Raw genomic sequence first — 26,465 nt, forward strand, 5'->3', positions numbered from 1 at the left:
GCTTCCTTAGCTCAGTTGGTTAGAGCATCTGACTGTTAATCAGGGGGTCCTTGGTTCAAGCCCAAGAGGGAGCGCAACTCTGTTTCATAGCCGAGACTGTTAAGTCTCAAACAGCTTCCTTAGCTCAGTTGGTTAGAGCATCTGACTGTTAATCAGGGGGTCCTTGGTTCAAGCCCAAGAGGGAGCGCGACGTTGCTACACTGAGTTGTTTTGTTTTTGGGGCTCGAAAGGGCGTGGTTGTCTTTTGAGCCTTATATTTGTGGTTAACAGAAGAAATCTCCTTCCGAATATCCGCTTGCGGATTTCGAAAGGAGATTCTTTTGTTTTGTAAGCTCTGGGATCTCTACGAGACGATGAGGACGGCAAGAGCGATGATGATCCCGATGGCGATGAGTAATAGGAGGAGCATGGTGAGGCGCTTCTCCAGAGACCACTGAGCTGGGAGGGGTAGCTTGGCGACCCACTGCGTGAGGCGTGTCGTGGGCTCATCGCTCTCGTCGGGGAGGATGAGCTCGCCACTGTCTATCAGCTCTTGGATCTGCGGGCGGGCACTCTCAGGCACCTCAACGATGAAGCCCCCTACGTCAACGAATGCGCTGAGCATTCGAGCGCTGTAGCTGTTGCGTATGGTGGCTGGTATGCCATGGTCAGAGAGCAGGTCCAGTAGATCAAGAGCCTCCTCTTCAACTTGATAGGAGGCTAGCTGTACCATTCGGTCTTCATTCATGATGCGTAGTTGCTTTAGAGAGTGTATCGTATAGCTCAGGCTGAGGAAGCCAGTGGCGCAGGTCACGGCCCTCGTGGAGCGCCTGACGGATTGCTGTCGAGGAGACCTCTATCTGAGGAGCATCGCTCATCAGTCGTATCTGAGCTGTGGGGTACTGATCGGCCAGCTGTGAGAGATCGTACCCGCTCCGTGGATAGACCACGAGTGGTAGACGATCCATGAGCTCTCCATGCCGATACCACTGGGAGAGCGAGGCTAGGCTGTCAGCACCGATGATGAGACTGAAGGCGCAATGCGGATAGTGCTCCTCCAATGCCGTGAGCGTCTCCAGCGTGTAGTGTGGCTCAGGTAGTATAGACTCGATCGTGCATAGCTCGTAGCGAGGATCGGACTGAATCGCTTGCTCGATCATGCGACAGCGCCATTCGTAGGAAAAGCTGGTCTCTTGCTCCTTGAGTGGATTCTGCGGCGTGGGCATGAACCATATGTGCTCTATCCCAGACAGCTCGGGATAAGCCAAGATGTAGTCACAGAGAGCGAGATGCCCGATGTGTAGCGGGTCAAAGCTTCCGCCGAAGAGCCCTACACTCCCGCTAACGTCTGATGTAGCAGGACGTAGATCGATCAGCCCAGGAGGCTTCTCCTTAGAGTCTCTACCTTCAGTTGTCATAGCATGATCCATAAAAAAGCTGAGCGTCCACTCTTCCTACTCCACCCACAGGGTGTGTATGCGGGAGCGGTCTAGCTGTTGTCTGATCTGTAGCTGATGGACGACACGCTTGATGGCTCTAATCCTCGTGCTACCACGATAGATGCCGTAGAGGCTCTGCTCTACGCTACTAGAGAGGAGATAAGCGGTCGGGTCCTTCGTGAGCGCTGGCGGCACGATGATCGTGAGCTGGTGCTGCGTCTGTAGCTGCTTGAGCTGCTGCTGGAAGGCGCTAGAGCCTATCATCCCAGGCGTGAGCGTCGTGTGGTAGACTCCATTAGACTCCTCGCTAACCTTCTTTTGGTTTGCTAGGTCTAGGTACCAGACAGCGCAGGAGATGCCTCTCTGCTGTAAGGCTTGCTGTAGCTCCGAGACGAGCTGACGGTGGTACTTTGTACCGCTGGGAGTGGCGAGCTGTATGGTGCGTGTCTCTCCTTGTGGCGAGACGAGAGCGCACAGCTCCTCGAGGTGGGGGTAGAGGGACTTGCCCTTACGTCCTCGCTGCAGATCTAGTGTAAGGCGACTGCGTAGGAGGCGGGGTAGCTCGCAGACATAGTAGATGGCACCTAGTATAGCCCAGTAGATGTACAGTAGGAGTAGTGGTAGGAGCAGACCAAGGAGGCCCATACCTGCGATGATAAATAGGTCGGGCTCGAAATCTCGGGCTATGCGAGGCTTATCAATCAGCCTAAAGGGCGAAAGCCCTGCAGGGGGGACAGTCCCAGTAAACTGACCTAGCGAGTCGATCATGCCCTGATCGCTCAGTTGCTCCACCCATCCCAAGCTATCCGTGACGAGGTACATCTGGTAGAGGAGCTCTAGGCAGCGACGCTCAGAGCGGTCGGAGAGCATCTCGACACGCATGACTGAGGAGAGTGGGAGGTCGGCCTTTTTCATTGTTACCTGCATCTCCGTCTCGTAGGCGTCTCTCATGTCTGGTACCGTGGAGTAGGAGAGAGCTATTGTCTTATACTTCTGATCTATGTGGTAGGGGAAGTGGTGCTCTGGATTGTCCAGGGTTATGGTGACACGTCCTGCAGGTGTCTCTTGCGTAGAGCCGACAGGAATGACCACATCGTACGGTTCCCTGATGGAGACGCCCTGAACAGTGCCTGTGAATCCACTCAGCATGACCTGCTTCGGGTGGACAGGGTCGTCCAGCTTGGCGATACAGTCCATCTTGTCTGTCGCGAGTAGATCGTCAAAGTGTACGATGATGGGCGTTTGGTTGTAGTAGTCTCGCCTTCCCCAGGAAGTCTTGACAAAGTAGTTGACCTGAAAGTTGATACGCTTACCCGCCTCTACGACCGCCGTCGTCGTATTGAGCAGAGAGGCAATGTACTCAGGCGTCCAAGGCGAGGTCTTGAAGGTCGAGTCGCTCAGGGGCATCATCGGATTCGTCAGCTCGTGAGGCTCTCGTGAGGAGAGTTGCATGTAGTAGGTCTGACGTCCCATGGGACGATGGTCCGCGACACTCTTGCCTAGTACGACAAAGAGCACGAAGGAGAGCACAAACCAGTACCACTGTCTCAGGATCAAACGAAAGATCTGCGAGAAAGTGGGACGTGAGCCCTCGTCTGGATAGGTTGGCTGATCGATGATAGCGTTGTTGGGGAGCGATGAGTGGGTCATAATGTATGGCTATGTAGTGCAAAGGTAAGAAAGTCCGTCCGATATTGCTAGGTAAGCGATCGGGCATCAGTGCGATCGGGGAAATGATGGACTAGCGATGGTGGTAAAAGCTAATGAGTCGCCAGCCGATACGAAAAGTAAGAAGGAGATGTCTGGCGAAAGTCGCTTACGCATCGCCTCTGAGCCCTCGTACCCCGAAGCCATGAAGGCCGTCGCCAGAGCATCAGCCTCAGCGCAAGTCGGAGCTATCACCGAGGCGCTTAGGATGTCTGTCTCGGCGGGGTAACCGCTCAGCGCAGAGATCGTGTGTCCGTAGACTCGTCCGTCAGCTGCGACCTTGTAGTTGCGATAGTTGCCCGAGGTGGCCAGTCCTCCTCGCTCGCCTGGCAGATCAATGATCTCCTGTAGCTCTTGGCTTATTCCCAGTGAGTCCAGGTCTGGTCTTGAGATGCCGACACGCCATGGAGCGCCTCTCGGATTGCGTCCCGAGTAAGCTATCTCGCCGCCTATCTCCACCAGGTAGTTGGTCACGCCCGCCTTGTGCAGCTTCTCGCCTACGAGGTCAGAGGCGTAGCCCTTAGCAACGGAGGCGAAGTCTAGCTCCATTGCGGGGGTTGCCTTGGTCAGCTCAGTAGGAGTGCAGGAGACCTTGTCCATGCCGACCAACTTCATCAAACTATCCACCTGCTGCTGCGTGAGTGGGTAGCTCTTTTCGAAGCCAAAGCCCCACGCATTGACCAGCGGAGCGATGGTCACGTCATAGGCACCGCCCGACTGCTCGTAGACCCTCCGCGCTACGCTGTAGATAGCGTAGAAAGTGCTGTCCACCGTCATCGACAAATTATTGTTGACCGCATAGATCATAGAGGTCGAGTCAAAGGGGTTTGCCACACGGTTGACCTCCTGCAGCGCCTCATTGATCTGGTCGGATAAGTCCCGGTCAGCCTGGTAGGTAACCCGATAAAGCGTGCCGAAGATGAGTCCCTCGGCACTCCTGTAGGGCGCCTCCTGGTGGCAACTGCTCAAGAGTATGAGCGAGAGCAGTAGTAGGGTGACGGTGCGACGCATGGCGGTGCGACTAGCTTAGATGAATGTGACCAGCTCCTCCATCGTCTTGCGACGTGGGTTGCCCTCTTTGCCTGCAAAGGCTGGGTCTGGATGCCCCACAGCTAAGATGAGGATCGGCTCCTCATGCTCTGGGATCTGTAGTAGCTCACGGCAGATCTCCTGATCGAAGGCAGCCACCGTCGTAGCGCCTAGCCCCATATCCTCAGCCTTGAGGAGCATGTGCGTCAGTGCTATCGAGGTATCTACGTAGGTGAGGTCACAGTGCGGACGCTGCCACGCCTTGTCGTGGTCACCGATGATGACGATGTAGCTCGGAGCATGATAAAACCATGGCTGCTGACTGATGGCGTGGAGCTTTGTGCGCTCCTCCTCGGAGAGCACCACGACGAAGCGGAGTGGCTGGAAGTTCTTTGCCGAGGGAGCTAACCGCCCAGCCTCTAGTATCGGCATGAGCTCATCACGAGTTATCGGCTTGGTCGCATCAAAGTGGCGTACCGTACGCCTTGTAGAGATGATTTGGTCGAAGGTCTTAGTCATAGTTCTGTTTCTATATTATAGGTGTCACGATTGGGATCGCGGCGTGTGATCATCTCTCCGATGAAGCCAGCGCAGAAGAGCTGCACGCCTATGATCATCGCCGCCAGGGAGATGTAGAAGTAGACGCGATCCGTCACAAGCGGAGCGGGTGTACCGCTGATAAGTGCGGAGAGCTTGAACGAGAGGACTACGATGAGCGCTATGAATCCAATGAGAAACATGAGCGAGCCCCAGAACCCGAAGAAGTGCATCGGCTTGCGCCCGAAACGATGGGTAAACCAAAGTGTAAGCAGGTCTAGGTAGCCATTGAAGAAGCGGTCTAGCCCAAACTTCGAGTGACCATACTTGCGAGGCGCATGGTGCACCACCTGCTCGCCAATCTTGGCGAAGCCCGCATTCTTCGCCAGATAAGGGATGTAGCGGTGCATATCGTTGTAGAGCTCGATGCTATGGACCACCTCCGCGCGGTACGCTTTGAGTCCGCAGTTGAAGTCGTGTAGGTTCTTAATCCCAGAGACACGTCTAGCGGTCGCGTTAAAGAGCTTCGTGGGAATCGTCTTGGAGAGCGGGTCGTAGCGCTTTTTCTTCCATCCGCTTACGAGGTCGTATCCCTCATGGACGATCATATTGTACATCCCGCCTATCTCCTCGGGAGCGTCCTGTAGGTCAGCATCCATCGTGATGACGACCCGTCCGCAAGCCTTAGCAAAGCCACACTGCAGCGCAGGCGACTTGCCGTAGTTACGACGAAACTTGATCGCATGCACCGCTGCGTCTTGAGCAGCTAGCCGCTCAATCACTTGCCACGAGTCGTCGCTACTGCCATCGTCGACGAAGATGATCTCGTAGCTCAGTCCCACCTCAGCGGTGTGAGCTACGATGCGCTCGTAAAGCTCGGGGAGGCTCTCAGCCTCGTTGAGCAAGGGAATGACCACCGAGATGTCGGGACACTCCGTGGCGGTCGTTTCGAGAGAGTTGTGATCAGTCATGAGGTCTACTTGTAGTACTATTGCACAAAGATACTAATTTGCCACCTACGAGCGACCGAGACAACAAATGTGCGTTGGCTATGGGAGAGTCACTTTGTCAAGGATGCCGGTGAGGTAGGCTATCGCCAGTCCGTAGTTGGTCATCGGCACCTGCTGAGCCGTGGCGAGGTCTTGGCGGGAGATGAGCATGCGGCGGTTGAACATACAGCCACCGCAGTGGATGACGAGGTCGTAAGGCGTGAGATCCTCGGGGAAGTCCCGACCCGACACATGCTCGATGGTGAGCGTCTCGCCGATGCGCTTGCGTAGGAGGCGGGGCAGCTTGACGGTGCCAATGTCCTCGCCCTCGGGAGCGTGGGTGCAAGCCTCAGCAATAAGTATACGGCTGGCGGGCGTGAGCCGACCAATGGCTCCTGCTCCCGCAACAAGTCGCTGAAGGTCACCACGCTGAGCGCTCATGAGGATGGAGAAAGAGGTGAGCCGACAACCCTCGGGGACCAACGGCTCGACGGTGGCGAAGACTTGCGAGTCGGTGATGATGAGCTGAGGCGGGGCGGCCAGCTGGGACAGCGCTGCGGGGAGTTGCTCGGGGGTGACGCATAGGGCGTGGCACCCTCTGTCTAGCAATGCTCTGATAGTCTGCACCTGTGGCAAGATGAGTCGACCTGCGGGGGCTGAGCTGTCTTGTGGCATGACGAGGAGCACGAGGTCGCCCGCTTGGCAAAGGTTGCCGAGGAGCGAGGGGGCTGGCTCCGACTCATTGCTTAGCGTTCGCTGGATCGCCTCAAGTAGGGTGTCCAAACTCTTTTCGTCGTCCTGACGTAGCGTGAGGGGAGTGTGACCGAAGCATTGCATAATCTTCTCTTGTCGCTCTAGCCACGAGCTTTGCTCAGGCAGGTCGGCACGAGCGATGATCGGGAGTGTCGGCACGCTGGCCTTTCGCAAAGTGGTTATGATCGGAGTGTCGAGGGACTCTTCGCAACTGAGTAGGTAGAGGACCAGATCGGCAGAGCTTAGAGCTTGCTGTGTGATCCGCTGTCGCTCGGCTCCGAGGGGTGTGTCGTCGGCTAGTCCTGGGGTGTCGACTAGTAGGACGGGTCCTACGCTGGGCAGCTCGAAGAGCTTCTCCACGCTGTCGGTTGTGGTGCCAGCTTGGTCAGACACGAGCGACCGCTCTTGGCGTAGCAGGCGGTTGTAGAGCGTAGACTTGCCACTGTTGACCTGCCCTACGAGAACGATTCGTTTGCGCTCGGATGCGTCCTTTCTAGAAGCCATACCCTTTTTCGTTGATTAAAAGCGGAAGTCACGTTCCCCGGCTTTGATCTGCTGGAGACGCTGCTGAGCGATGGCACGAACCCGCTCATTGGGGATCGTGGGGAGCTGCTGCGAGATCATCTCTAGTCCCAGCTCACGGGTGGTGGGTGAAGCATAATCCTCGAGGTACTCCTGCAGTGTCAGGAGCGCGTTGGGACCGCAGCAGTTGGAGATCTGACCACTCTTGCAGAGCGACATGAAGCGGTCGCCGGTACGTCCCTCACGATAGCATGCGGTGCAGAAGCTCGGTATGTGTCCCTGCTGGAGGAGCCAGTAGACGACCTCGTCAAGGGTGCGTGGGTCGCTCACCTCAAACTGCTCCGAGTGGGCAGCCTCTGTCGTCTGTGCATAGCCTCCCACGGAGGTGCGGGAGCCACCGCTGATCTGCGACACGCCTACGTGGAGAGCCCGCTGTCGTACCGCCTCACGCTCGCGGGTTGAGACGATGATCCCTGTGTAGGGGACTGCCAGTCGAGCCACCGCAATGATATGGAGGAAGGTGTCGTCGGGGATTGCCTCGGGGAAGGAGTCGAGCGAGATGTCGTCGGCTGGGCAAATGCGTGGCACGCTGATCGTGTGGGGGCCTACGCCAAAGGTTGCCTCCAAATGCTCCGCGTGCATCATCAGTCCGACGAAGTCGTAGCGGTAAGTGCTCAGACCAAAGAGTACGCCCAGACCAACATCGTCAATGCCTCCTTGCATGGCTCGATCCATGGACTCGGTATGGTAGGCGTAGTCACTCTTAGGCCCTCTCGGGTGTAGCTCCTCGTAGTGCTCCTTGTGGTAAGTCTCCTGGAAGAGAATGTAAGTGCCGATGCCCGCCTCGTGAAGCATACGATACTCCTCGACGGTGGTTGCAGCGATGTTCACATTGACACGACGGATAGCTCCGTTCTTATGATGTATGGAGTAGATCGTCTGGATCGACTCAAGGATATATTCGATCGGGTTGTTGCGTGGATCTTCGCCAGCCTCGAGGGCGAGGCGCTTGTGCCCCATATCTTGCAGGGCGATCACCTCTTGTCGTATCTGCTCCTGCGTCAGCTTGTGACGGGGAATGGTGCGGTTCTTAGCGTGGTAAGGACAATAGACACAACCATTGATACAGTAGTTGGAGAGGTAAAGCGGCGCAAAGAGGACAATGCGCTTACCGTAGAAGCGTAACTTGATCTGCTCGGCCAGCTGTGCCACTCGTTGCCGTGTCGCAGGGTCCTCAGCGAGGAGGAGTACGGCCGCTTCGCGGTGGTCTAGCCCACGCATCTCCGCAGCTTTGCGTAAGATGTCGGAGATCGTTTTCTCATCATCTTTATGTTGCTCCGCATAGCGGAGGGTGTCGATGATTTCATCATGATTGATGAAGTCACAGGCATCGTGTGATTGCTTATTGTAACTCATACATTCATTCTCTTAGCTGGCTGGAGCGTCTCCACGCCCCCAGTCTATTTGATAGTCTATGGTGTCTAGCTGTGCCTGCAGGAGAGCGACTCCCTCGGCAGCCTCAGACCCTGAGTAGGCTTTGTTGTTATACAGAGCGTAGTCGGCTCTGTGGTTTAATGGGGATAGATTGGGCATCACCACATTGCACCCAGATCGTATGGCGGCTAGCCGCCCCTCGGGGTGGAGCGTCGCGACAGCGGTCGTGGCGGGGATCAGCGCCCGTGGATTGAGGAGCCGGCAGAGTGCGAGGAAGCGCAGTGTCATCGACAGGCTCCCCGCGGGGTAGGTGCCCAGGGGCGTGTCCTCATGCGGGATGAATGGACCGACGCCTATCATCGCGGGCTGCAAGCGACGGATGAAGTCTAGGTCTTGCGCTAAGTGGGCGGTCGTCTGTCCTGGCGAACCAATCATCACGCCTGTCCCCACTTGATAGCCGATCTGCTTGAGGTCTCGTAGCGCTTGTAGCCGATGCTCCTGAGCCATCGCGCTGGGGTGCAGGCTCTGGTAATGCTCCTTGTCGTAAGTCTCGTGGCGGAGCAGGTAGCGGTTGGCACCAGCGCGAAAGAGCGCCTCGTACTCCGCATACTCCATCTCTCCGAGCGAAAGTGTGATAGCGCACTCTGGATAGCTAGTCCGTATGTTGCGTACCAACGAAACCAATCGCTCGCCTCGCCAATAGGGATCTTCGCCACCCTGTAGCACGAAGGTGCGAAAGCCGATCTCGTATCCTCTCTCGCAAGCCGACATCACTTCGTCGGCTGTGAGCCGATAGCGGGTGACGCGCTCATTGCCTGAGCGGATGCCACAGTAGTAGCAGTCGTTGCGACAAATGTTTGATATCTCGATGAGACCGCGCAGATAGATCCTCCGTCCGAACTGCTGCTCCGCAATAGCCTCGGCACGCACCTGAAGCTCATGCTCAAGGTGCGTGTCGCTACTGTCTAATAGAGCCTTCAGCTCAGGGATGGAGGCTGTCGCTACTTGGTCTAGCGTATCACTCTTGCTCTTTGTAGTTAGCATAGGTGAGGTCGATCTTCTCCACCTCTTTGAGTAGCTGACGGCGACCTGCGAGTACATCGTTGAAGGCGCTGGGTCCTGTCACGCATCCGCCGAGACAAGCCATCACCTCGACAAACTGTGTGTCAGCCTTGCCACGCTTGCCGTAAGCCTTGAGCTTGGCAACCGCTTTCTTGTCCATACCTGCGATCTCCTCAGCGGTGAGGCGCTCTACGAAGTCCTTGTATTCCTCTGTATTGCTCAGATAGGAGATGACTGCATCCTTGACACCACCATTGCGAGCGAAGGCGTGAGCCTCGCGTACCGACTCGACGGTAGGCTTGTAGCCCTCGACCGTATTGATGTCTATGTCCAGTCCCTCTAGGATAGAGCCTAGCTCCTCAAAGGTGACTACCATATCGACATCCACGTTGGGGCGCTGGATCTCCTTGCGCTTAGCTACGCAAGGCCCGAAGAAGACGATCTTGCTATCGGGGTAAAGCTTGCGTGCACGCTCTGCTGTGTAGGCCATCGGCGAGTGTGAACTAGAGACAAAAGGCTTGAGCCCAGGCGCATGCTTGTCCACCAGCTCGTAGAAGGAAGGACAGCACGAAGTGGTCATGAAGGCTTGGCCAGCCTCGATCTTCTCCACCAGCTCCTTACCCTCGTGGCTTACCGTGTCCATAGCTCCCTGAGCCACCTCGATGACGTCGTGGAAGCCGATCTTCTTGATTGCGCCGTAGACCTGCTCACGGGTTGCCTTAAACTGACCAAGGATCGCAGGAGCCACGATAGCCACTACCTGCTCGCCACGCTCTATAGCGCCCAGCACGTCAAAGACTTGCGAGATCTCAAAGATGGCGCCAAAGGGACAAGCATTCAGACAAGCACCGCAGTAGATACACTTAGACTCGTCAATATGCTCGATACCATCCTCGTCCTTGCTGATGGCACCCACTGGGCATGACTCTTCGCAAGGCACAGGTATGTAGACGATCGCATGATAGGGGCAGTTCTTGTGGCACTGTCCGCAGCTGATACATACATCGTGATCGATCAGAGCCTGACCATTCTTCTGGAATGAGATGCAGTTCTTCGGGCAGTTGCTCGAGCAGGCACGGCTCACGCAGCCACGGCAGAGGTTAGACACCTCATAGTTGATCTGTACGCACGAGGTGCACGCCTCATCAATGACGCAGAGGACATTCTTCTTCGTCGGTTGTGGACGATGCAGTGCCGTGTGAGCATACTCTGAGAGCGGAGTCAGCTCATCCTCTTCGTCCTGCATGTCAAAGCCCAGGAGAGGAAACATCTTGTACTTCCATACGGCGCGCTCCTTATGAGGGCAGCAGCGCCCCAGCACATTGCGCTTCTTACGAGGACTCAGCTCTAGAGGAATCCGATCTATCGTCTTAATCAATTGGTCTTGACGCCACTTAGCCACCATCGTGGAGAGGAGCTTATGGCGCACGATCATTACATTGTTTATATAGGTCATACGATCAAGTGATGTTTTAGCTTTTGACCCGCACTGCACTGGTCGGATCTCTAAATGCTCCACAAAGATACGACTAATATCTCAATCAATCACCATATATTGCTAGCCTCACGTGACAAAATACCCTATTCTTGCGAGTCGCGGATAGCAATGCGAGTAGGGTGGGGGCTATTAGGACGCTAGCTGCGCAAAGGCAGTGACGTAGGTAAACAAACAAAAAAAGAGCCCCACCCTAACGAGTGAAACTCTCCCAAACTTGAAGTAATTATATCTTGAGGAAATCGTGGGCCCAATAGGATTCGAACCTATGACCCTCTGTTTGTAAGACAGATGCTCTAAACCAGCTGAGCTATGGGCCCTTTCAGATATCTTAGCTCTCCGAGATACTCCAGCGACAGTGTAAGTCTGATCGGTAGTTGTCCTACAAGGATTCGAACCTTGACAAACAGGACCAGAATCTGTTGTGCTACCATTACACCATAGGACAATCTGTATCAATCTCCTGTCGATTAGCTCGTCACCATTGTGTGTGACACCCAATCACAGAGCCTCCCTAGAGAGAAGTAAAAGCGTCGTATCACGATATTGTAGTAAAGAGCTGAACCGCCGTCCGCATCCTGCGGGAGTCGTTGTCCCACAAGGATTCGAACCTTGACTGACAGAACCAAAACCTGTAGTGCTAGCCATTACACCATGGGACAAATCCTTTACTACCGACAGACACCTCTGTCATCGTTTGTGAGTGCAAAGGTAGAAAGAAAAAACCAAACCACCAAACATTTCGCCGAAAAAATTTTTCTCCCAGCAAATGGAACCTGCTCACTATCCTAGATTCCGCAAACCTCACGAGCTCCTTTTGCACAGAGTGTCATAGAGGGGCTGGAGAGGTTAGAGATCGGACGTTAGAGATCGGAGCCATCATCTAGACTCTCTAGTGTGCCTAGTGCCACTAGTACTCCTAGTGCTAGTAGGACCTAATCTCTCATATTCCCTTTCTTCACGAGGGAGATCCCCGCACAACTGGCGGAGGTCTCCCTCGTTGGTTGCTGGGTAGAGTTATTGTTTGTAACTTAGCTTGCGTAATAAAGGCGACTAACACATTACTCTAATATAACTATGCAGAGCATAGACTCTCTCTCTATAGTAGTCCCGGCTTATAACGAGGCTGGCACTATCGGCTTATCTCTAGAGAGATGTATCGAAGCCATACGAGCGTCCCAGCTAAACTGTCAGCTGATCGTCGTTGATGACGGATCAGTTGATGATACCACAGCAATCGCGAATGAAGTCCTGAAGGCCAAGTTTGCCGATGGCAACTACCAGGTACTTCGCTATGAAGTCAATCGGGGGAAGGGGTATGCCATACGACAGGGCTTGCCCCTGTGTGTGGGTGAATATGTCATCATCCACGATGCGGATCTAGAGTATGACCCCAATGACATCTTCAAGATGCTGAGCTATGCCATGGAGTCTGATTTGCCCGTCCTATACGGGAGTCGCTACTTGTATTCTGTAGCGCATCGCAAGGGACGCTTCCCGACCTCTTTCTACCTTGGGGGACAGCTCGTTACGAAGGTTACCAACCTACTATACCGACAGCGTCTTACGGACGAACCGACCTGCTATAAGCTCTTCAAAAGGGAGCTGCTACTGTCGTTCGATCTGGAGTGTGAGGGCTTTGAGTTTTGTCCCGAAGTGACCGCAAAGGCTGCCTTGCGAGGAATAAAGATCAAGGAGATCCCGATATCTTACTTCCCGAGGTCGGTGGATGAGGGGAAGAAGATCTCTTGGCGCGATGGCATTACGGCCATCTCTACGCTACTTAAATATCGCTTTAGAAAGAAGTCTCATGAAAGTAAGTAAGGTCCTTTGGAACCTTCTCGGAGGGTGTATTGCAGTGCTACTGATCTCCTACACTTTTGAGCAGAAGGGGTATCAGTTCGTCTGGTCTATGCTACGACGCAACTGGAAGGTGGCAAGCGAGTACAAAGAGTCATCGCTGAGCGATCGTTACCAGATGAAGCTCGGCAACGGTTACGCTGTGTACAAGTATGTGTGTGTGAAGACCCCTGAGGATGCGATCATCTATATCCCAGCGGCTAAGTACTTTCAGCAGGAGGGAGTAGAGGGAGAACCGTGGAATAAGCTCTGGGCTATGCGCTTCCTCTATCCACGGCAAGTAGTGACCTGCGAAGAGTATCAGATCAATCATCGGGTGCCAACGCATGTCTTGATCGTGGGTGATGGGGGACGTGAGATGTTTCCCGCTGGTGAGCTTCCGCCATCCATCGAAGTTGCTATCGTACCTCTAACAAACGACTCTATCCAATAACCTCCTTGTGCTATGCTATCCATTATGCTATTCGTCATATTGCTGTGCTTGTCTGGAGTGACTCTCTTGAGTGTGGTAGGGAGAGGTTCGCTCAGTCGTGTCGAGCTCGTCGGGCTCTCATTTCCCGTCGGCATGTTGCTTGCCGTCGGGCTTATGATGCTACAAGACTTACTGCGCCTGAGGCTCTCGCTCGTATGGGTCGTCGTGGGTCTGCTCCTCGTGCTGGTGGCGGGATTACTACTTCTGTATAAGAGCAAAAGGCTCACCGCTAGCTTGCCTTCGTGGGCTACGCTGAAGGGGTGGTTGGGCAGGATCAACATTGTGTGGCTTATCTTCTTTGTTCTTGTGGTGGTCATTGAGGTGATGAACTTTAGGAAGTGTATGTTCTTCCCCACCTTCGATAGGGATAGCCTTGCTGGCTTTGACTCTTTGGGTTACCTCATTGCGCAAGAGCACACGATGTATGGTCTCTCGGTCTTTACTCCTGAGGAGAATCCGCTGATCCACAATGCGGGCAGCTACATCACATACGCTCCGCTGGTACAGCTCTCTTATAGTATAGTCTATATGCTGGGGGCTGAGACATCTAAGCTGATAACTGGGCTGTTCTTCCTCTTTTTCTTGATCTCGTTTTACGGTGTGCTACGAGATGTCGTGGGGAGTACGGGTGCTATCATCGCAACCTTTTTCGTACTTATCACGCCAGAGATGATAGCCTTCTCATCGCTCTCGGCAACAAATGTGATCCATGCGGTCTATGCTTCGCTTGGTGTGATCTATGCCTTGAAAAGTTGCTCTCGCGACAAGCCGACCGCAGACTACGGTCTCCTCTGGGTGAGTAGCTTGCTACTCTTGGGTAGTATCTTGACTCGGTATGACGGGATTGTATTCCCGATGGCGATGGGGCTTTACTTGTTATACCCAGTTTTTGCCAAGCGACTGAAGTGGTGGCACCTCATTGGCTGGGGGATGATCATACTCCTCCCCATGTGCTGTTGGTTCCTGCATCAAAAGTGGACTGGCATGACGTCAGAGAGTATTGTCATCACCTCACTCCTACGGGATGGCGACAAGGCCAACCTGATCATCAAGGGCTTGTGGGGACACCTGACCAATACGCAGCTCTACGGCTGGAGCTTCTTGTTGTTGCTGATATCGCTGCTCGCTAGTCTACCGATCATGATAAAGCGTAAGCACTGGGGGCGTCTAGGGCAAGTGGCTATGGCCTTCGTATTGCCTTTGCTGCTGTACGGTCTGCTACTCTACCATATCAACTACTCTTGGGATTCGATAGACAATGTGATTGCTTACTCTGCGAAGAGATATCTCTTTTGCTTTGTGCCTATTGCGCTGTTTTGCACCTTCACGCTAGATGCCTTCAGCCTTGCGTTTCGCAAGGTTGAATCATGGCTTTCCTAGGTAATCCTTTCACTGTCAACCATAAGTTATCAAGCTATGAGACACAATTCGATTAGTACAGTAATCCTTTTGATGCTGGGTGTGATGCTTACGGCGCTACTGCCCTGTCGTGGGCAGAGTGGTACGGGGCTCCCCTCCGATGCTACGGTGGAGCCGTCACAGACTATCCCGATCATGTATATCACCACGGCCGATGGCAACCCCATAACCTCGAAGGAAGAGTACAAGCGAGCTACGTTTTATATCGCAGATCCCGCAGGGAAGGTGAGTCTAGGCACTGCTGCAGAGCCTCTTAGTATGAACATCCGTGGCAGAGGGCACTCCTCGTGGAAGGGGGACAAGAAGCCCTATAAGCTCAAGCTGGACGAGAAGCTCTCTCTCATGGGTATGCCGAAGAATAAGCACTGGGCACTCCTGAAGTTTTGGGCCCCGACGATGGCTGGCATGAAGCTAGGCGAGCTGATGGGGATGGCTTGGACGCCCTCCACAAAGCCGATTGAGGTGGTGCTCAATGGTGACTATATCGGTCTCTACTTGCTGACGGAGACGATACGGATCGGAAAGAATCGTGTCAACATCTACGAGCAGCCAGACAATAATGAGGATGCAGCTACCATTCCGGGTGGCTGGCTGGTAGAGGTGGACAACTATAAGGAGCAGAACCAAATTAGCTTTAGAGAGAATGATCGCTGGATCATCAACTTCACTTACCATTCACCGAAGGTGCTCTCGACGGCACAGAAGGATTGGCTGACTGCTGAGTTTAAGGGAATCAACGATGACATCTATGCTCCGAACAAAGCGACCAGTCGCTGGGAGGATCGTATCGATGTCGATGCGATGGCTCGCTTTTTCATCATTCAGGAGGTGATGGACAATCCCGATGGCTTCCACGGGAGCTTTTACCTACACAAAGACCAGGGCGAGGGGAGCAAGTGGGTGGCAGGCCCTATCTGGGATCTCACCTGTATGAATCGGGAGAAGACGGACTACACCTTTAGGATGAAAGTCTCTTACGTCTTTGCGCCTCACTGGATCGGAGAGTTACTCAAGGACGAAGACTTTAGCTCAGCCGTCTGCAAGGTGTGGAAAGAGGTACACCCTGTGCTCTCCGACGAGTGGATGCGCTACTTGGAGAGCTGCTTTGCACCTTATGAGGAGGCTTATGCGCGGGACAAGCAGCGCTGGTCTGGGGGGACTTTCAAGCCCCTGCATAGTGCCGCAGAGGAACTCACGACTGCCCTTCGGCGCAATGTGGACTGGTTTGATAATCACCTGCCAGCCACTCCTAATGGTATTGCGCTCGTAGTGCCGACCGCTGGTCGTCACGTCGTCTACACCATGTCGGGCGAGGTCGTGCGCATTGCTGATGACTACAGTGAAGCTCTGCGCGATCTACCGCGAGGAGTCTATATCGTAGACAACAGCAAGGTGATCGTCCCGTAAGAGTGCGCGGTGTATCGTCCGTAGTGTCAAAGCGAGATGAGTAGCCCGCTTTGCGGGATCTAGCTCCATCGTAATTTTACCATAAAGAAGTTTTGACTCTTCATGGTATTCATAGAGCTAATCATTACGATACCACGGGGTAATGATTAGCTCAAACATACGATAGCACACACTTTCCAGCAACTATCTCGCCCTTTTCCCACTACCATTGCACTTTGGGCATTCTTTTTCTACTTTTCCTTCTCCAGAGCACGTGATGCAATTCAGTCTTCCATAACCATTGCATTCATCGCATGTAATCTTCCCACTCCCATAGCAGTTGTCGCAGTTAGTATATCCTAAACTAGAGCACCAGTTACACTCCGACTTGCCAGTCCCATTACAGGAAAAACATCGCCAGCCGTCTGAATCGTACCCTGATCCAGAACATAAAAAGCACATCCCATCTCTACCAGTTCCATAACACCAAGTACATTCAACGCGTCCACTCCCGTAGCAATTGATACATACTAGGGACCCGGCTCCACCGCAGCGTCCACATCTAAAAATACCATATCCATTGCACTCCGCACACTGTACCTCTACTTTTCCGGTGCCGTCACACTCATCACACTGCAAGGCCTTTCGAAATGCTTTACAAGAGAATAGTGTTACAATAGCAATGGAGAGTAAGATATAGAGTCTAATTACAGTCTTGGTTACGCTAGAATTCATAATGCATTTGTTTGTCTTTCAAGTAGCTAGACCTGGTTTTATAGTCCCAACTTTTCATGCTACAACGTTGCTCATGCGCGCAGTGATTAGCTCTGAGTAGCATGAGTGCAAATATAGGAAAAAGAGACGAAAGAAAAGACGCATACTTAAACAGCTCAAGTTCGGAAATAAGGGTAGCTCGAGGGGACGAGAAGCCCGCTGTCGGGACGCGCGACTCGTGTCTAGCGGGAGGGCGTCCGTTCCCGTTAAAACCAAGACGCTGTAACCTTTGACACAACGGACGCCCTCCGACTCGACACTCCCGCGGTCCCTATAGCGGTTACATGTCAGGGCTGACGCCTTAATATATAACCAGCCGTCTAGGGACTGCGCATGATGATAACTAGGGATACACGCTTCGAGCATCACTACAGAGTGGCTACGGATCCTCTCTGATTACGCCTTCCTCCCGAAGAATAAAATTCCTACCTAGGAATTTGCCAAATAGGTACCTAGGAATTGCCCCAATTCCTACCTAGGAAATGAAAAATACTTCGGAGGAATCAAATGAAACTTCGGAGGAATCAAAAAAAAAGTCCGAAGAATTTTTGATTTCCTAGGTAGCAAATGGCCAAATTTCTAGGTAGGAATTTGGGCAATTCCTAGGTATGAATTGAAACGAGTTCACTTTTATCATGTGCCGACCGCTGATTGTTACGTCGTCTACACCATGTCGTGCGAGGTTGTGCGCATTGCTGAGGACTATAATGAAGCTGTGCGTGATCTACCCCAAGGCGTCTATATCGTGGACAATAGCAAGGTGATCGTCCCGTAAGAGCGCGCGCATCGTCAGTAGTGCCAAAATTGAAAAGCGACCGTTGTATCAAAGTGATACGTGTAACCCGTTGTAGGGACGCTCGGTCGAGCGTCCGTCCCCATTAAAACCACAACGCAGTAACCTTTGACACAACGGACGCTCGACCGAGCGTCCCTACAACCGTTACTCGTCAAGCCATACTTCTTAGTGGCGAGGATGTAGAATTGCCTTTGCTGGGTCTCTTTACACTTGGTCAAAATGACGATATGCTTCGACCAACTAATTTCTCCAACTAGTGGTTGCAGAATTTCATTTGCTGGCGAAGGGGAATAACAAAAGGAAGGCCCGCCTCATGAGGTCGTGTGACCTTTGAGGCGAGCCTTCCTTTTTGTTGCTTATATCTGTTAGGAGGCTATAGGGAGCGCTCCTGAGATAGTCTTTCCGATAGAGCTGCTATACGAGCTGCTCTGCGAGGCGCTTGTTACTTAGCGGGTGCAGTCTCAGTCTCGGAGGCCTTCTCTTCGTCGAGCTTCTTAGCACGGTAGCTAGCGTCAGATCCTGTCTGACGGCTCTGCGCCTCGATCTCGTCATGCTCCTTCTGCGACATTACGAGGAGCTTGTCATACTCGGGTAGACCTGTACCAGCAGGGATGAGGTGACCGCAGATGACGTTCTCCTTGATGCCCTCGAGCTTGTCAGCCTTGCCCGAGATAGCCGCATCGTTGAGTACCTTGGAGGTCTCCTGGAAGGAAGCCGCCGAGATGAAGCCTCGCGTCTGTAGCGCAGCCTTTGTGATACCCTGTAGGATCTGATTGGTCGTAGCAGGCATCGCATCACGAGCCACGGCGGGCTTGAGGTCACGACGCTTGAGGGAGCTATTCTCATCGCGAAGCTTACGGCTTGAGATGATCTGTCCAGGCTTCATAGTGGTGGAGTCACCAGCGTCGGTGATCACCTTCATACCCCAAAGCTTGTCGTTCTCCTCGGTAGCATCGTTCTTGTCCACAATCTGCTGAGGCATCAGGAGGGTATCTCCTGGGTCGATGACCTGTACCTTGCGCATCATCTGGCGGACGATCACCTCAAAGTGCTTATCATTGATCTTCACACCTTGTAGACGATAGACGTCCTGAACCTCGTTGACGATGTACTCCTGTACGGCCGTGGGGCCCTGGATGGCGAGGATGTCGGCTGGCGTGACAGCGCCCTCGGAGAGGGGCATACCTGCACGTACATAGTCGCCAGGCTGTACGAGGATCTGCTTCGTAAGTGGTACGAAGTACTTGCGGATCTCGCCCAGACGAGAGGTGATGGAGATCTCCTGATTACCACGCTTGACACCAGCGAAGTCGATGGTACCGTCGATCTCTGCTACGACAGCAGGGCTCGATGGATTGCGCGCCTCAAAGAGCTCCTGAACACGAGGCAGACCACCCGTAATATCACCTGCACCAGAGATGGCGCGAGGTGTCTTGGTGATGATGTCGCCCTGAGTGATCATATCGCCATCCTCCTTGACGAGGTGAGCGCCGACGGGAAGGTTGTACGAGCGAAGTACGTTGCCCTTGTCGTCCAATATCTGAGCCGTCGGAATAAGATTATTCTTGACACCCTGCTTGCGGATGATGACTATCTCCTTGTGTGAAGCACTCTCGTCGGTCTCGTACTCGAAGGTGACCTTCTCAACAAGGTTCTCGAAGACTAGACGACCAGAGAACTCGGAGATGAGAGCCGTATTGTGTGGGTCAAAGTTGAGCAGTGTATCGTCCTTGCTGACGGTAGCCCCGTTGGCAAAGAAGATGATGCTGGCATAGGGTACCAGCTCGTGCTGTAGTATGACGCCAGTCTTGGGATCTAGGATGCGTAGCTCAGCGGTACGGTTGACCACGATGTGTGCGGGGCGCATATTGCCATCTCGTCCAGCACGCTCTACGTCTACGTAGCGGATGTCTGAGTACTCGACGGTTCCAGAGAATCGGGCACGTACGGTGGCATCGGTCTCTTGGTTGCTCGCCGTACCACCAGCGTGGAAGGTACGTAGCGTAAGCTGCGTACCAGGCTCACCAATAGCTTGAGCAGCAATGACTCCGACCACCTCGCCGCGCTGTACGAGCTTGTTGGTGGCGAGGTTGCGGCCGTAGCACTTGGCGCAGACGCCGTTTTTCGTTTCGCAGGTGAGCACGGAGCGTACCTCGACGGTCTCGATGCCTGCTGCGGTAATGGCTGCCACGGCTGCCTCGTTGATCTCGTCACCAGCATGTACGATGTACTCGCCCGTCTCGGGGTGCTTGATATCATGTACGGATGTACGACCGAGGATGCGCTCTCCTAGGGTGGCGACGACGGTACTATTCTTCATCACGTCAGACATCTCGATGCCTCGCAGTGTGCCGCAGTCCTCCTCAGAGATGACGACATCGTGCGATACGTCTACGAGACGACGGGTCAGGTAACCCGCATCTGCCGTCTTAAGAGCGGTATCGGCTAGACCCTTACGAGCACCGTGTGAGGAGATAAAGTACTCCAGCACGGAGAGGCCCTCCTTAAAGTTGGAGAGGATAGGGTTCTCAATGACCTGACCACCACCGGAACCACTCTTCTGAGGCTTAGCCATCAGACCACGGATACCGGCGAGCTGACGAATCTGCTCCTTCGAACCACGAGCTCCTGAGTCCATCATCATGAAGATGTTGTTGAAGCCATCATCGTCCTGAGCTAGCTGTCTCATCAGTGAAGCGGTGATCTTGTTTGACACATTACTCCAGGTATCGATGATCTGGTTGTAGCGCTCTGTATTGGTGATAAAGCCCTCGTTGTACTGTGCGAAGATCTCCTCGACGCGCTCATTGCCCTCAGCGACGAGTTGCTCCTTGTCCTTAGGGATGACGACGTCTTGTAGACGGAAGGAGAGACCGCCCTTGAATGCCATGTGGTATCCGAGGTTCTTGATCTTGTCTAGGAACTGTGCGGTCTTGGCAAAGCCACACACCTTGATCACGTTGGAGATGATGGAGCGGAGTGCACCCTTGCCGAGGGTTTCGTTGATGTAGCCGACTTCGGTGGGTACGTTTTCATTGACCATGATACGACCCATCGAGGTCTCGATGATCTTTCTGACGAGCTGACCATCCTCGAGGACGTTGTCGATGAGGACATTGATCGGTGCGTGGATGTCTAGCTTGCCCTCGTTGTATGCGATGCGAGCCTCCTCGACACCATAGAAAGTGTGTCCGCTACCCTTGGATCCCTTGCGAATCTTAGTGATATAGTAGAGTCCCAAGACCATGTCCTGTGAGGGGACGGTGATAGGAGCACCATTGGCGGGGTTGAGGATATTGTGTGAGGCGAGCATGAGTAGCTGAGCCTCGAGGATAGCCTCGTTGCCTAGAGGAAGGTGCACAGCCATCTGGTCACCGTCGAAGTCGGCGTTGAAAGCGGTACAAGCCAAGGGGTGTAGCTGGATGGCCTTGCCCTCGATCATCTTGGGCTGGAAGGCTTGTATACCTAGACGGTGTAGTGTAGGAGCACGGTTGAGCAGTACGGGGTGTCCCTTCATGACGTTCTCTAGGATCTCCCAGATGACGTTGTCACGACGGTCTACGATACGCTTGGCGCTCTTGACGGTCTTGACGACACCACGCTCGATGAGCTTGCGGATGATAAAGGGCTTGTAGAGCTCGGCTGCCATATCCTTAGGTAGTCCGCACTCGTGCATCTGTAGCTCAGGGCCGACGACGATGACGGAACGTGCGGAGTAGTCTACACGCTTACCGAGTAGGTTCTGACGGAAGCGACCGGGCTTACCCTTGAGGCTGTCTGAGAGAGACTTGAGGGGACGGTTGTTTTCGCCCTTGAAAGCACTTGACTTGCGAGAGTTGTCGAGTAGTGAGTCGACGGCCTCCTGGAGCATGCGCTTCTCATTGCGAATGATCACCTCGGGGACGCTCTGCTCTAGAAGTCGCTTGAGGCGGTTGTTACGCAGGATGACACGACGATAGAGCTCGTTGAGATCGCTTGTAGCAAAGCGACCACCATCGAGCGGTACGAGTGGACGTAGATCGGGTGGAATGACTGGTACCACCTTGAGAATCATCCACTCGGGACGGTTGATATCCTTGGAAGCACGGAAGGACTCGACGACGTTGAGACGCTTGAGTGCGTCTAGACGACGCTGCTGTGAGGTCTCTGACTGTGCCCTGTCACGGAGCTCGTAGGAGAGGCTGTCTAGATCGAGGTTGGAGAGCATCTCGTAGAGAGCCTCTGCACCGATCTTTGCGACAAACTTGTCTGGGTCACTCTCGGGTAGGTCGTAGTTGTCTGGGTGGCTCTGATCGATCTCGTCTAGCTTGGCCTGATACTCCTCCTCGGTGAGGATCGTATTGACCTCTAGATCAGAGACACCGCTCTGCAGTACGATATACTTCTCGTAGTAGATGATCGCCTCGAGGTCTTTCGACTTGAGATTGAGCAGCGAGGCGAGCTTGTTGGGTAGACTACGGAAGTACCAAATATGTGCAACGGGTACGGCGAGCTTGATGTGTCCAGTCCGCTCACGACGTACTTTCTTCTCCGTAACCTCTACACCGCATCGGTCGCAGATGGTGCCACGGAAACGTATGCGCTTGAACTTACCACAGTTACACTCGTAATCTTTGACTGGGCCGAAGATTCTCTCGCAAAAGAGTCCGTCACGTACTGGCTTGTATGTTTTATAGTCAAGAGTATTCGGATTCGTAACCTCTCCATGTGAGGCCGCTAGGATCTCCTCTGGGGATGCTAGGGAGAGCCTAATGGATGAAAAGGTGGTCTTGCTCTTAGGGGCTGTCTTGTATGCCATAACTTAAGTCTGACTATATATAGTGTGTAAGGATAGGGGAGGGATTACTCAATATGTACGCTGAGGGCTAGACCCTTGAGCTCATTGAGTAGCACGTTGAGAGACTCGGGGAGACCAGGCGTGGGCATATTGTCGCCACGCACGATCGCCTCGTAAGCCTTAGAGCGACCTACGACGTCATCACTCTTGATGGTGAGAATCTCCTGAAGGACGTGTGCCGCACCGAAGGCCTCGAGTGCCCACACCTCCATCTCTCCGAAGCGCTGGCCTCCGAAGTTGGACTTACCACCGAGAGGTTGCTGTGTGATCAGTGAGTACGGACCGATAGAACGGGCGTGCATCTTGTCATCGACCATGTGACCGAGCTTGAGGAAGTAGGTGACACCTACGGTCGCCTCCTGATCAAAAGGCTCGCCAGTACCTCCATCGAAGAGCTTCATCTGACCACCACGTGGCAGACCAGCCTTGTCGGTCCACTCGTTGAGGTCATCGAGTGTAGCTCCATCGAAGATAGGAGTGGCAAACTTGACTCCGAGCTTACGTCCAGCCCATGCTAGGACGGCCTCAAAGATCTGCCCCAGGTTCATACGTGAAGGCACACCCAGCGGGTTAAGACAGATGTCTACTGGCGTACCGTCTGGCAGGTAAGGCATGTCCTCACGACGTACGATCTTGGAGACGATACCCTTATTACCATGTCGTCCAGCCATCTTATCACCGACCTGTATCTTGCGCTTCTTAGCGATCAGAATCTTTGCGGTCTGAATGATGCCTGAGGGCAACTCATCACCGAGGGTCTCATCGAGCTTGCGCCTATTGACCTCTGCAACGGTAACCTTGTCCTTCTTAATATAGTTAGCGATCGTCTGCTTGACAAGCTGATTGGTGTGCTCGTCCTTGGTCCAGTCGGACATCCTCAAGTCATTATAGTCTAGCTCGAGGAGCAGAGACTTGGTGATGCGTGTGCCTGCCTTGACCTTGACGACACCGATGTAGTCGACGAAGTCTGTCGCCGTGGTCTTATGCTTCTTGAGGATGACCTGAAGCTTGGAGACGAGCTCCTCCTTGAGTGCTGTCTGTAGCTTGGAGAGCTCCTCCTCGTAGCGCTGATTGATCTTGCGTGTGGCTGCTATACCGCCCTTACGATTGGCGCGTGAGTAAAGCTTCGTATCGATGACGACACCCTTGAGCGAGGGCGAAGCCTTGAGCGAAGCGTCCTTGACATCACCTGCCTTATCGCCAAAGATGGCTAGGAGTAGCTTCTCCTCAGGGGTGGGGTCGGACTCGCCCTTTGGCGTGATCTTACCTACTAGGATGTCGCCAGGAACAATGCGAGCACCGACACGGACGATACCGTTGGCGTCAAGATCTTTCGTAGCCTCCTCGCTTACGTTGGGAATGTCTGCGGTGAACTCCTCCATGCCTCGCTTTGTCTCACGAACGTCTAGTGAGTACTCGTCGACGTGTACAGAGGTGAAGAGATCCTCAGCGACGACACGCTCGTTGAGCACGATCGCATCCTCATAGTTGTACCCCTTCCAAGGCATGTAAGCAGCCAGGATGTTGCGTCCGAGAGCTAGCTCACCATCTTGTGTGGAGAAGCCCTCGGTGAGTATCTGACCCTTAGTGACGCGGTCGCCCTTGCGACATACGGGGCTCAGATCTATTGTTGTAGACTGGTTGGTCTTGCGATACTTGGGAAGCTTGTAAGTAACCTCTGAGGGCTCGAAGCTGACGAGCTCCTCCTCCTCAGTGCGATCGTAGTTGACCACAATCTTGGTAGCGTCTACATAGACGACGACGCCATCGCCCTCAGCCTCTACTTGGGTACGAGAGTCTGAGACTAGTCTGCGCTCGATGCCGGTGCCTACGATAGGAGCTTCGGGCGTTAGTAGAGGTACTGCCTGGCGCATCATGTTTGATCCCATGAGAGCACGGTTAGCATCGTCGTGCTCGAGGAATGGGATGAGTGACGCCGCAATCGAAGCAATCTGCGTCGGAGAGACGTCCATCAGATCGACTTCTGATGGCTCTACTACGGGGAAGTCTGCTCCATAACGTGCCTTGACACGAGAGCGGACGAAGTGTCCGTCTTTGTCTAGAGGAGCATTACCCTGAGCTACTGTCTTGTCCTCCTCTTCCTCAGCGGTATAGTAAGCTAGCTTGGAGCCTTTGAAGCTGACGGTGCCTTTCTCGACATTGCGATAAGGGGTCGTGATGAAGCCTAGCTCATTGATCTTAGCGTAGACGCAGAGAGAGGAGATAAGTCCGATGTTTGGTCCCTCAGGAGTCTCGATAGGACAGAGGCGACCATAATGGGTGTAGTGTACGTCTCGCACCTCAAAGCCTGCACGGTCTCGTGTCAGACCCCCTGGGCCTAGTGCCGACAGACGACGCTTGTGCGTAATCTCAGAGAGTGGATTCTGCTGATCCATAAACTGTGAGAGCGCGTTGGTCCCGAAGAAGCTGTTGACAACCGACGCAATAGTCTTGGAGTTGACTAGATCAACGGGCGTAAAGACCTCGCTGTCACGAACGTTCATGCGCTCCTTGACCGTGCGGGCCATACGGCTCAGACCTATACTAAACTGGTTGTAGAGCTGCTCTCCGACGGTCCGGACACGACGGTTCGAGAGGTGATCGATATCATCGACAGGTGCCTTACCATTGACGAGCTTGATCAGGTGGCGTATGATAGCAACGATGTCCTCTGCCGTGAGGATTCTGATGTCGGGATCAATGTCTAGTCCGAGCTTGCTATTGATCTTGTAGCGCCCTACATCGCCGAGGTCGTAGCGCTTCTCCGAGAAGAAGATGTTGTTGAAGATCTCCTTGGCACTCTGATCATCGGGTGGTGTAGAGTTGCGTAGGAGGTTGTAGATAAAGTTGTAAGCAGCCTGCTCAGAGTTGGCTGAGTCACGCTTGAGCGTGTTGAAGATAATCGAGTAGTCCATGACCTCTTGGTCTGAAGACTCCTCATCAGATGTGGATAGGTCACGACGTAGTAGGATGGTCTCGATACCATTCTCAAGGATGACCTGAGCGTTCTCCTCGTCTAGTATCGCATTTTGCTCTACGAGTGTGTTGTATCGAGCGAAGGTCTCAGTCTCTCCAGTCTCCTCCTCGCTCTCCTCATCGTAGTACTTTAAGATGACGGAGGCGGCTAGCTGTCGTCCATAGTTAGCCTGTAGATTCTCTAGCGTGACAGGAACTTCCTCGGCGATACCAAAGAGATCGAGTATGTCCTTGTCCGTCTCATAGCCGATGGCACGTAGGAGCGTTGTGATGGGGAGCTTCTTCTTACGATCGATGTAAGCGTATAGCTCGTTGTTCGTATCAGTAGCGAACTCAATCCAAGACCCCTTGAATGGGATGATACGAGCCGAGTAAAGTCTCGTCCCGTTGTTGTGTAGGCTGGATCCAAAGAAGACGCCTGGAGAGCGGTGTAGCTGAGATACGACTACTCTCTCTGCGCCATTGATGACGAATGTCCCTGCGGGTGTCATATAGGGGATAGACCCTAGGAAGACATCCTGTACGGTGGACTCGAAGTCTTCGTGCTCGGGATCTTCGCAGGTTAGCTTGAGCTTAGCCCTTAGGGGGACACTGTAGGTGAGACCACGACGCAGGCACTCCTCTATAGAGTATTTGGGAGGATCGACGAAGTAGTCTTCAAACAGAAGCTTGAAGTTGTTACGAGTGTCTTCGATGGGGAAGTTCTCAGAGAAGACTTTAAATAATCCCTCGTTCTTTCTACTCTCGGCCGGAGTATCGAGTTGAAAGAAATCCTGAAAAGATTTGAGCTGCACCTCCAAGAAGTCAGGGTACTCCATTGGATGAGCGATAGATGCGAAGCTCTTTCTAGTATTAGTTGGTTTGGATGCCATCGTATGCTTCAGAGAGAAATGGTAAATGTAGGGAAGAGGAGCGGCTCTCATGAGAGAGGCGGATAGAGTAGGGGCTCACCCAAGGGGTAAGCTACTACTCAAAGGTAGAGCTAGTGAGTCTAGCTCT

Annotated in this window: 17 protein-coding genes, 5 tRNA genes and 1 pseudogene; 7 read left to right on the forward strand and 16 right to left on the reverse strand. The window is 53.6% G+C overall.

Annotated features, from left to right (window positions below):
• Together L215_RS0100005 and L215_RS0100010 are read left to right on the forward strand one after the other, a co-directional pair.
• A tRNA-Asn gene (locus L215_RS0100005) sits at positions 1-74 on the forward strand.
• Between the two features lie 39 nt (positions 75-113).
• Positions 114-187: transfer RNA gene (locus tag L215_RS0100010), tRNA-Asn, on the forward strand.
• A gap of 156 nt (positions 188-343) precedes the next feature.
• On the opposite strand, the gene L215_RS0100015 is transcribed toward L215_RS0100010, so the two are convergent.
• The 13 genes from L215_RS0100015 to L215_RS0100075 form a co-directional block, all read right to left on the reverse strand.
• On the reverse strand, positions 344-727 hold the full coding sequence (locus L215_RS0100015) for a hypothetical protein (RefSeq protein ID WP_244869657.1): 384 nt from the start codon (positions 725-727) through the stop codon (positions 344-346).
• Entirely contained in the window at positions 720-1,397 is a 678-nt protein-coding gene (nadD, locus tag L215_RS0100020; protein WP_025883029.1) for a nicotinate (nicotinamide) nucleotide adenylyltransferase, read from the reverse strand. The genes L215_RS0100015 and nadD overlap by 8 nt, the downstream gene beginning before the upstream one ends.
• A gap of 36 nt (positions 1,398-1,433) precedes the next feature.
• Entirely contained in the window at positions 1,434-3,068 is a 1,635-nt protein-coding gene (locus tag L215_RS0100025; protein ID WP_027451147.1) for a hypothetical protein, read from the reverse strand.
• A 66-nt stretch (positions 3,069-3,134) separates the two neighbouring features.
• On the reverse strand, positions 3,135-4,136 hold the full coding sequence (locus tag L215_RS0100030) for an FAD:protein FMN transferase (protein ID WP_025883030.1): 1,002 nt from the start codon (positions 4,134-4,136) through the stop codon (positions 3,135-3,137).
• 15 nt (positions 4,137-4,151) lie between these two features.
• Positions 4,152-4,673 (reverse strand): nitroreductase family protein, encoded by a 522-nt coding sequence (locus tag L215_RS0100035; RefSeq protein ID WP_025883031.1) that lies wholly within the window; start codon positions 4,671-4,673, stop codon positions 4,152-4,154.
• Positions 4,670-5,662 carry a glycosyltransferase gene (locus tag L215_RS0100040; protein WP_025883032.1) on the reverse strand — a complete coding sequence of 331 codons (993 nt, stop codon included), beginning with the start codon at positions 5,660-5,662 and terminating at the stop codon, positions 4,670-4,672. Before L215_RS0100040 ends, L215_RS0100035 begins: the two co-directional genes overlap by 4 nt.
• 78 nt (positions 5,663-5,740) lie before the next feature.
• Positions 5,741-6,937, reverse strand: coding sequence for a [FeFe] hydrogenase H-cluster maturation GTPase HydF (hydF, locus tag L215_RS0100045; protein ID WP_027451149.1), 1,197 nt, complete (start codon positions 6,935-6,937; stop codon positions 5,741-5,743).
• A gap of 15 nt (positions 6,938-6,952) precedes the next feature.
• Positions 6,953-8,371, reverse strand: coding sequence for a [FeFe] hydrogenase H-cluster radical SAM maturase HydG (gene hydG, locus L215_RS0100050; protein WP_027451150.1), 1,419 nt, complete (start codon positions 8,369-8,371; stop codon positions 6,953-6,955).
• 12 nt (positions 8,372-8,383) lie between these two features.
• A complete protein-coding gene (hydE, locus tag L215_RS0100055; protein ID WP_027451151.1) occupies positions 8,384-9,433 on the reverse strand; it encodes a [FeFe] hydrogenase H-cluster radical SAM maturase HydE in 1,050 nt (349 codons plus the stop codon).
• Positions 9,408-10,907, reverse strand: a complete 1,500-nt coding sequence (locus L215_RS0100060) for a monomeric [FeFe] hydrogenase (RefSeq protein ID WP_025883033.1) — start codon at positions 10,905-10,907, stop codon at positions 9,408-9,410. The genes hydE and L215_RS0100060 overlap by 26 nt, the downstream gene beginning before the upstream one ends.
• A 284-nt stretch (positions 10,908-11,191) precedes the next feature.
• Positions 11,192-11,266: transfer RNA gene (locus L215_RS0100065), tRNA-Val, on the reverse strand.
• A gap of 57 nt (positions 11,267-11,323) precedes the next feature.
• Positions 11,324-11,394 (reverse strand) — tRNA-Gln (locus L215_RS0100070).
• Positions 11,395-11,536: 142 nt separating this feature from the next.
• A tRNA-Gln gene (locus L215_RS0100075) sits at positions 11,537-11,608 on the reverse strand.
• A 415-nt stretch (positions 11,609-12,023) separates the two neighbouring features.
• Between L215_RS0100075 and L215_RS0100080 the strand changes: the two genes are divergently transcribed.
• The 5 genes from L215_RS0100080 (at position 12,024) to L215_RS10010 (ending at position 17,632) form a co-directional block, all read left to right on the forward strand.
• Entirely contained in the window at positions 12,024-12,770 is a 747-nt protein-coding gene (locus L215_RS0100080; protein ID WP_036871756.1) for a glycosyltransferase family 2 protein, read from the forward strand.
• Positions 12,757-13,239 (forward strand): hypothetical protein, encoded by a 483-nt coding sequence (locus tag L215_RS0100085; RefSeq protein ID WP_027451152.1) that lies wholly within the window; start codon positions 12,757-12,759, stop codon positions 13,237-13,239. Before L215_RS0100080 ends, L215_RS0100085 begins: the two co-directional genes overlap by 14 nt.
• A 72-nt stretch (positions 13,240-13,311) precedes the next feature.
• Complete coding sequence (locus tag L215_RS0100090) at positions 13,312-14,658, forward strand: glycosyltransferase family 39 protein (protein ID WP_161634281.1); 1,347 nt, start codon at positions 13,312-13,314, stop codon at positions 14,656-14,658.
• A 36-nt stretch (positions 14,659-14,694) separates the two neighbouring features.
• Complete coding sequence (locus L215_RS0100095) at positions 14,695-16,104, forward strand: CotH kinase family protein (protein WP_044111494.1); 1,410 nt, start codon at positions 14,695-14,697, stop codon at positions 16,102-16,104.
• Between the two features lie 1,366 nt (positions 16,105-17,470).
• On the forward strand, positions 17,471-17,632 hold the full coding sequence (locus L215_RS10010) for a hypothetical protein (RefSeq protein WP_154657824.1): 162 nt from the start codon (positions 17,471-17,473) through the stop codon (positions 17,630-17,632).
• 164 nt (positions 17,633-17,796) lie between these two features.
• Here L215_RS10010 and L215_RS10400 read toward each other — a convergent pair.
• The 3 genes and pseudogenes from L215_RS10400 to rpoB all read right to left on the reverse strand — a co-directional run.
• Positions 17,797-17,931: pseudogene (locus tag L215_RS10400) on the reverse strand (DUF1016 N-terminal domain-containing protein); the annotation flags it as partial.
• A 164-nt stretch (positions 17,932-18,095) separates the two neighbouring features.
• Positions 18,096-22,451 carry a DNA-directed RNA polymerase subunit beta' gene (gene rpoC, locus L215_RS0100105; RefSeq protein ID WP_025883041.1) on the reverse strand — a complete coding sequence of 1,452 codons (4,356 nt, stop codon included), beginning with the start codon at positions 22,449-22,451 and terminating at the stop codon, positions 18,096-18,098.
• A 44-nt stretch (positions 22,452-22,495) separates the two neighbouring features.
• A complete protein-coding gene (gene rpoB, locus L215_RS0100110; protein WP_027451154.1) occupies positions 22,496-26,338 on the reverse strand; it encodes a DNA-directed RNA polymerase subunit beta in 3,843 nt (1,280 codons plus the stop codon).
• Between the last annotated feature and the right edge of the window lie 127 nt (positions 26,339-26,465).

It is taken from the genome of Porphyromonas uenonis DSM 23387 = JCM 13868, from assembly GCF_000482365.1.
GTDB lineage: Bacteria > Bacteroidota > Bacteroidia > Bacteroidales > Porphyromonadaceae > Porphyromonas > Porphyromonas uenonis.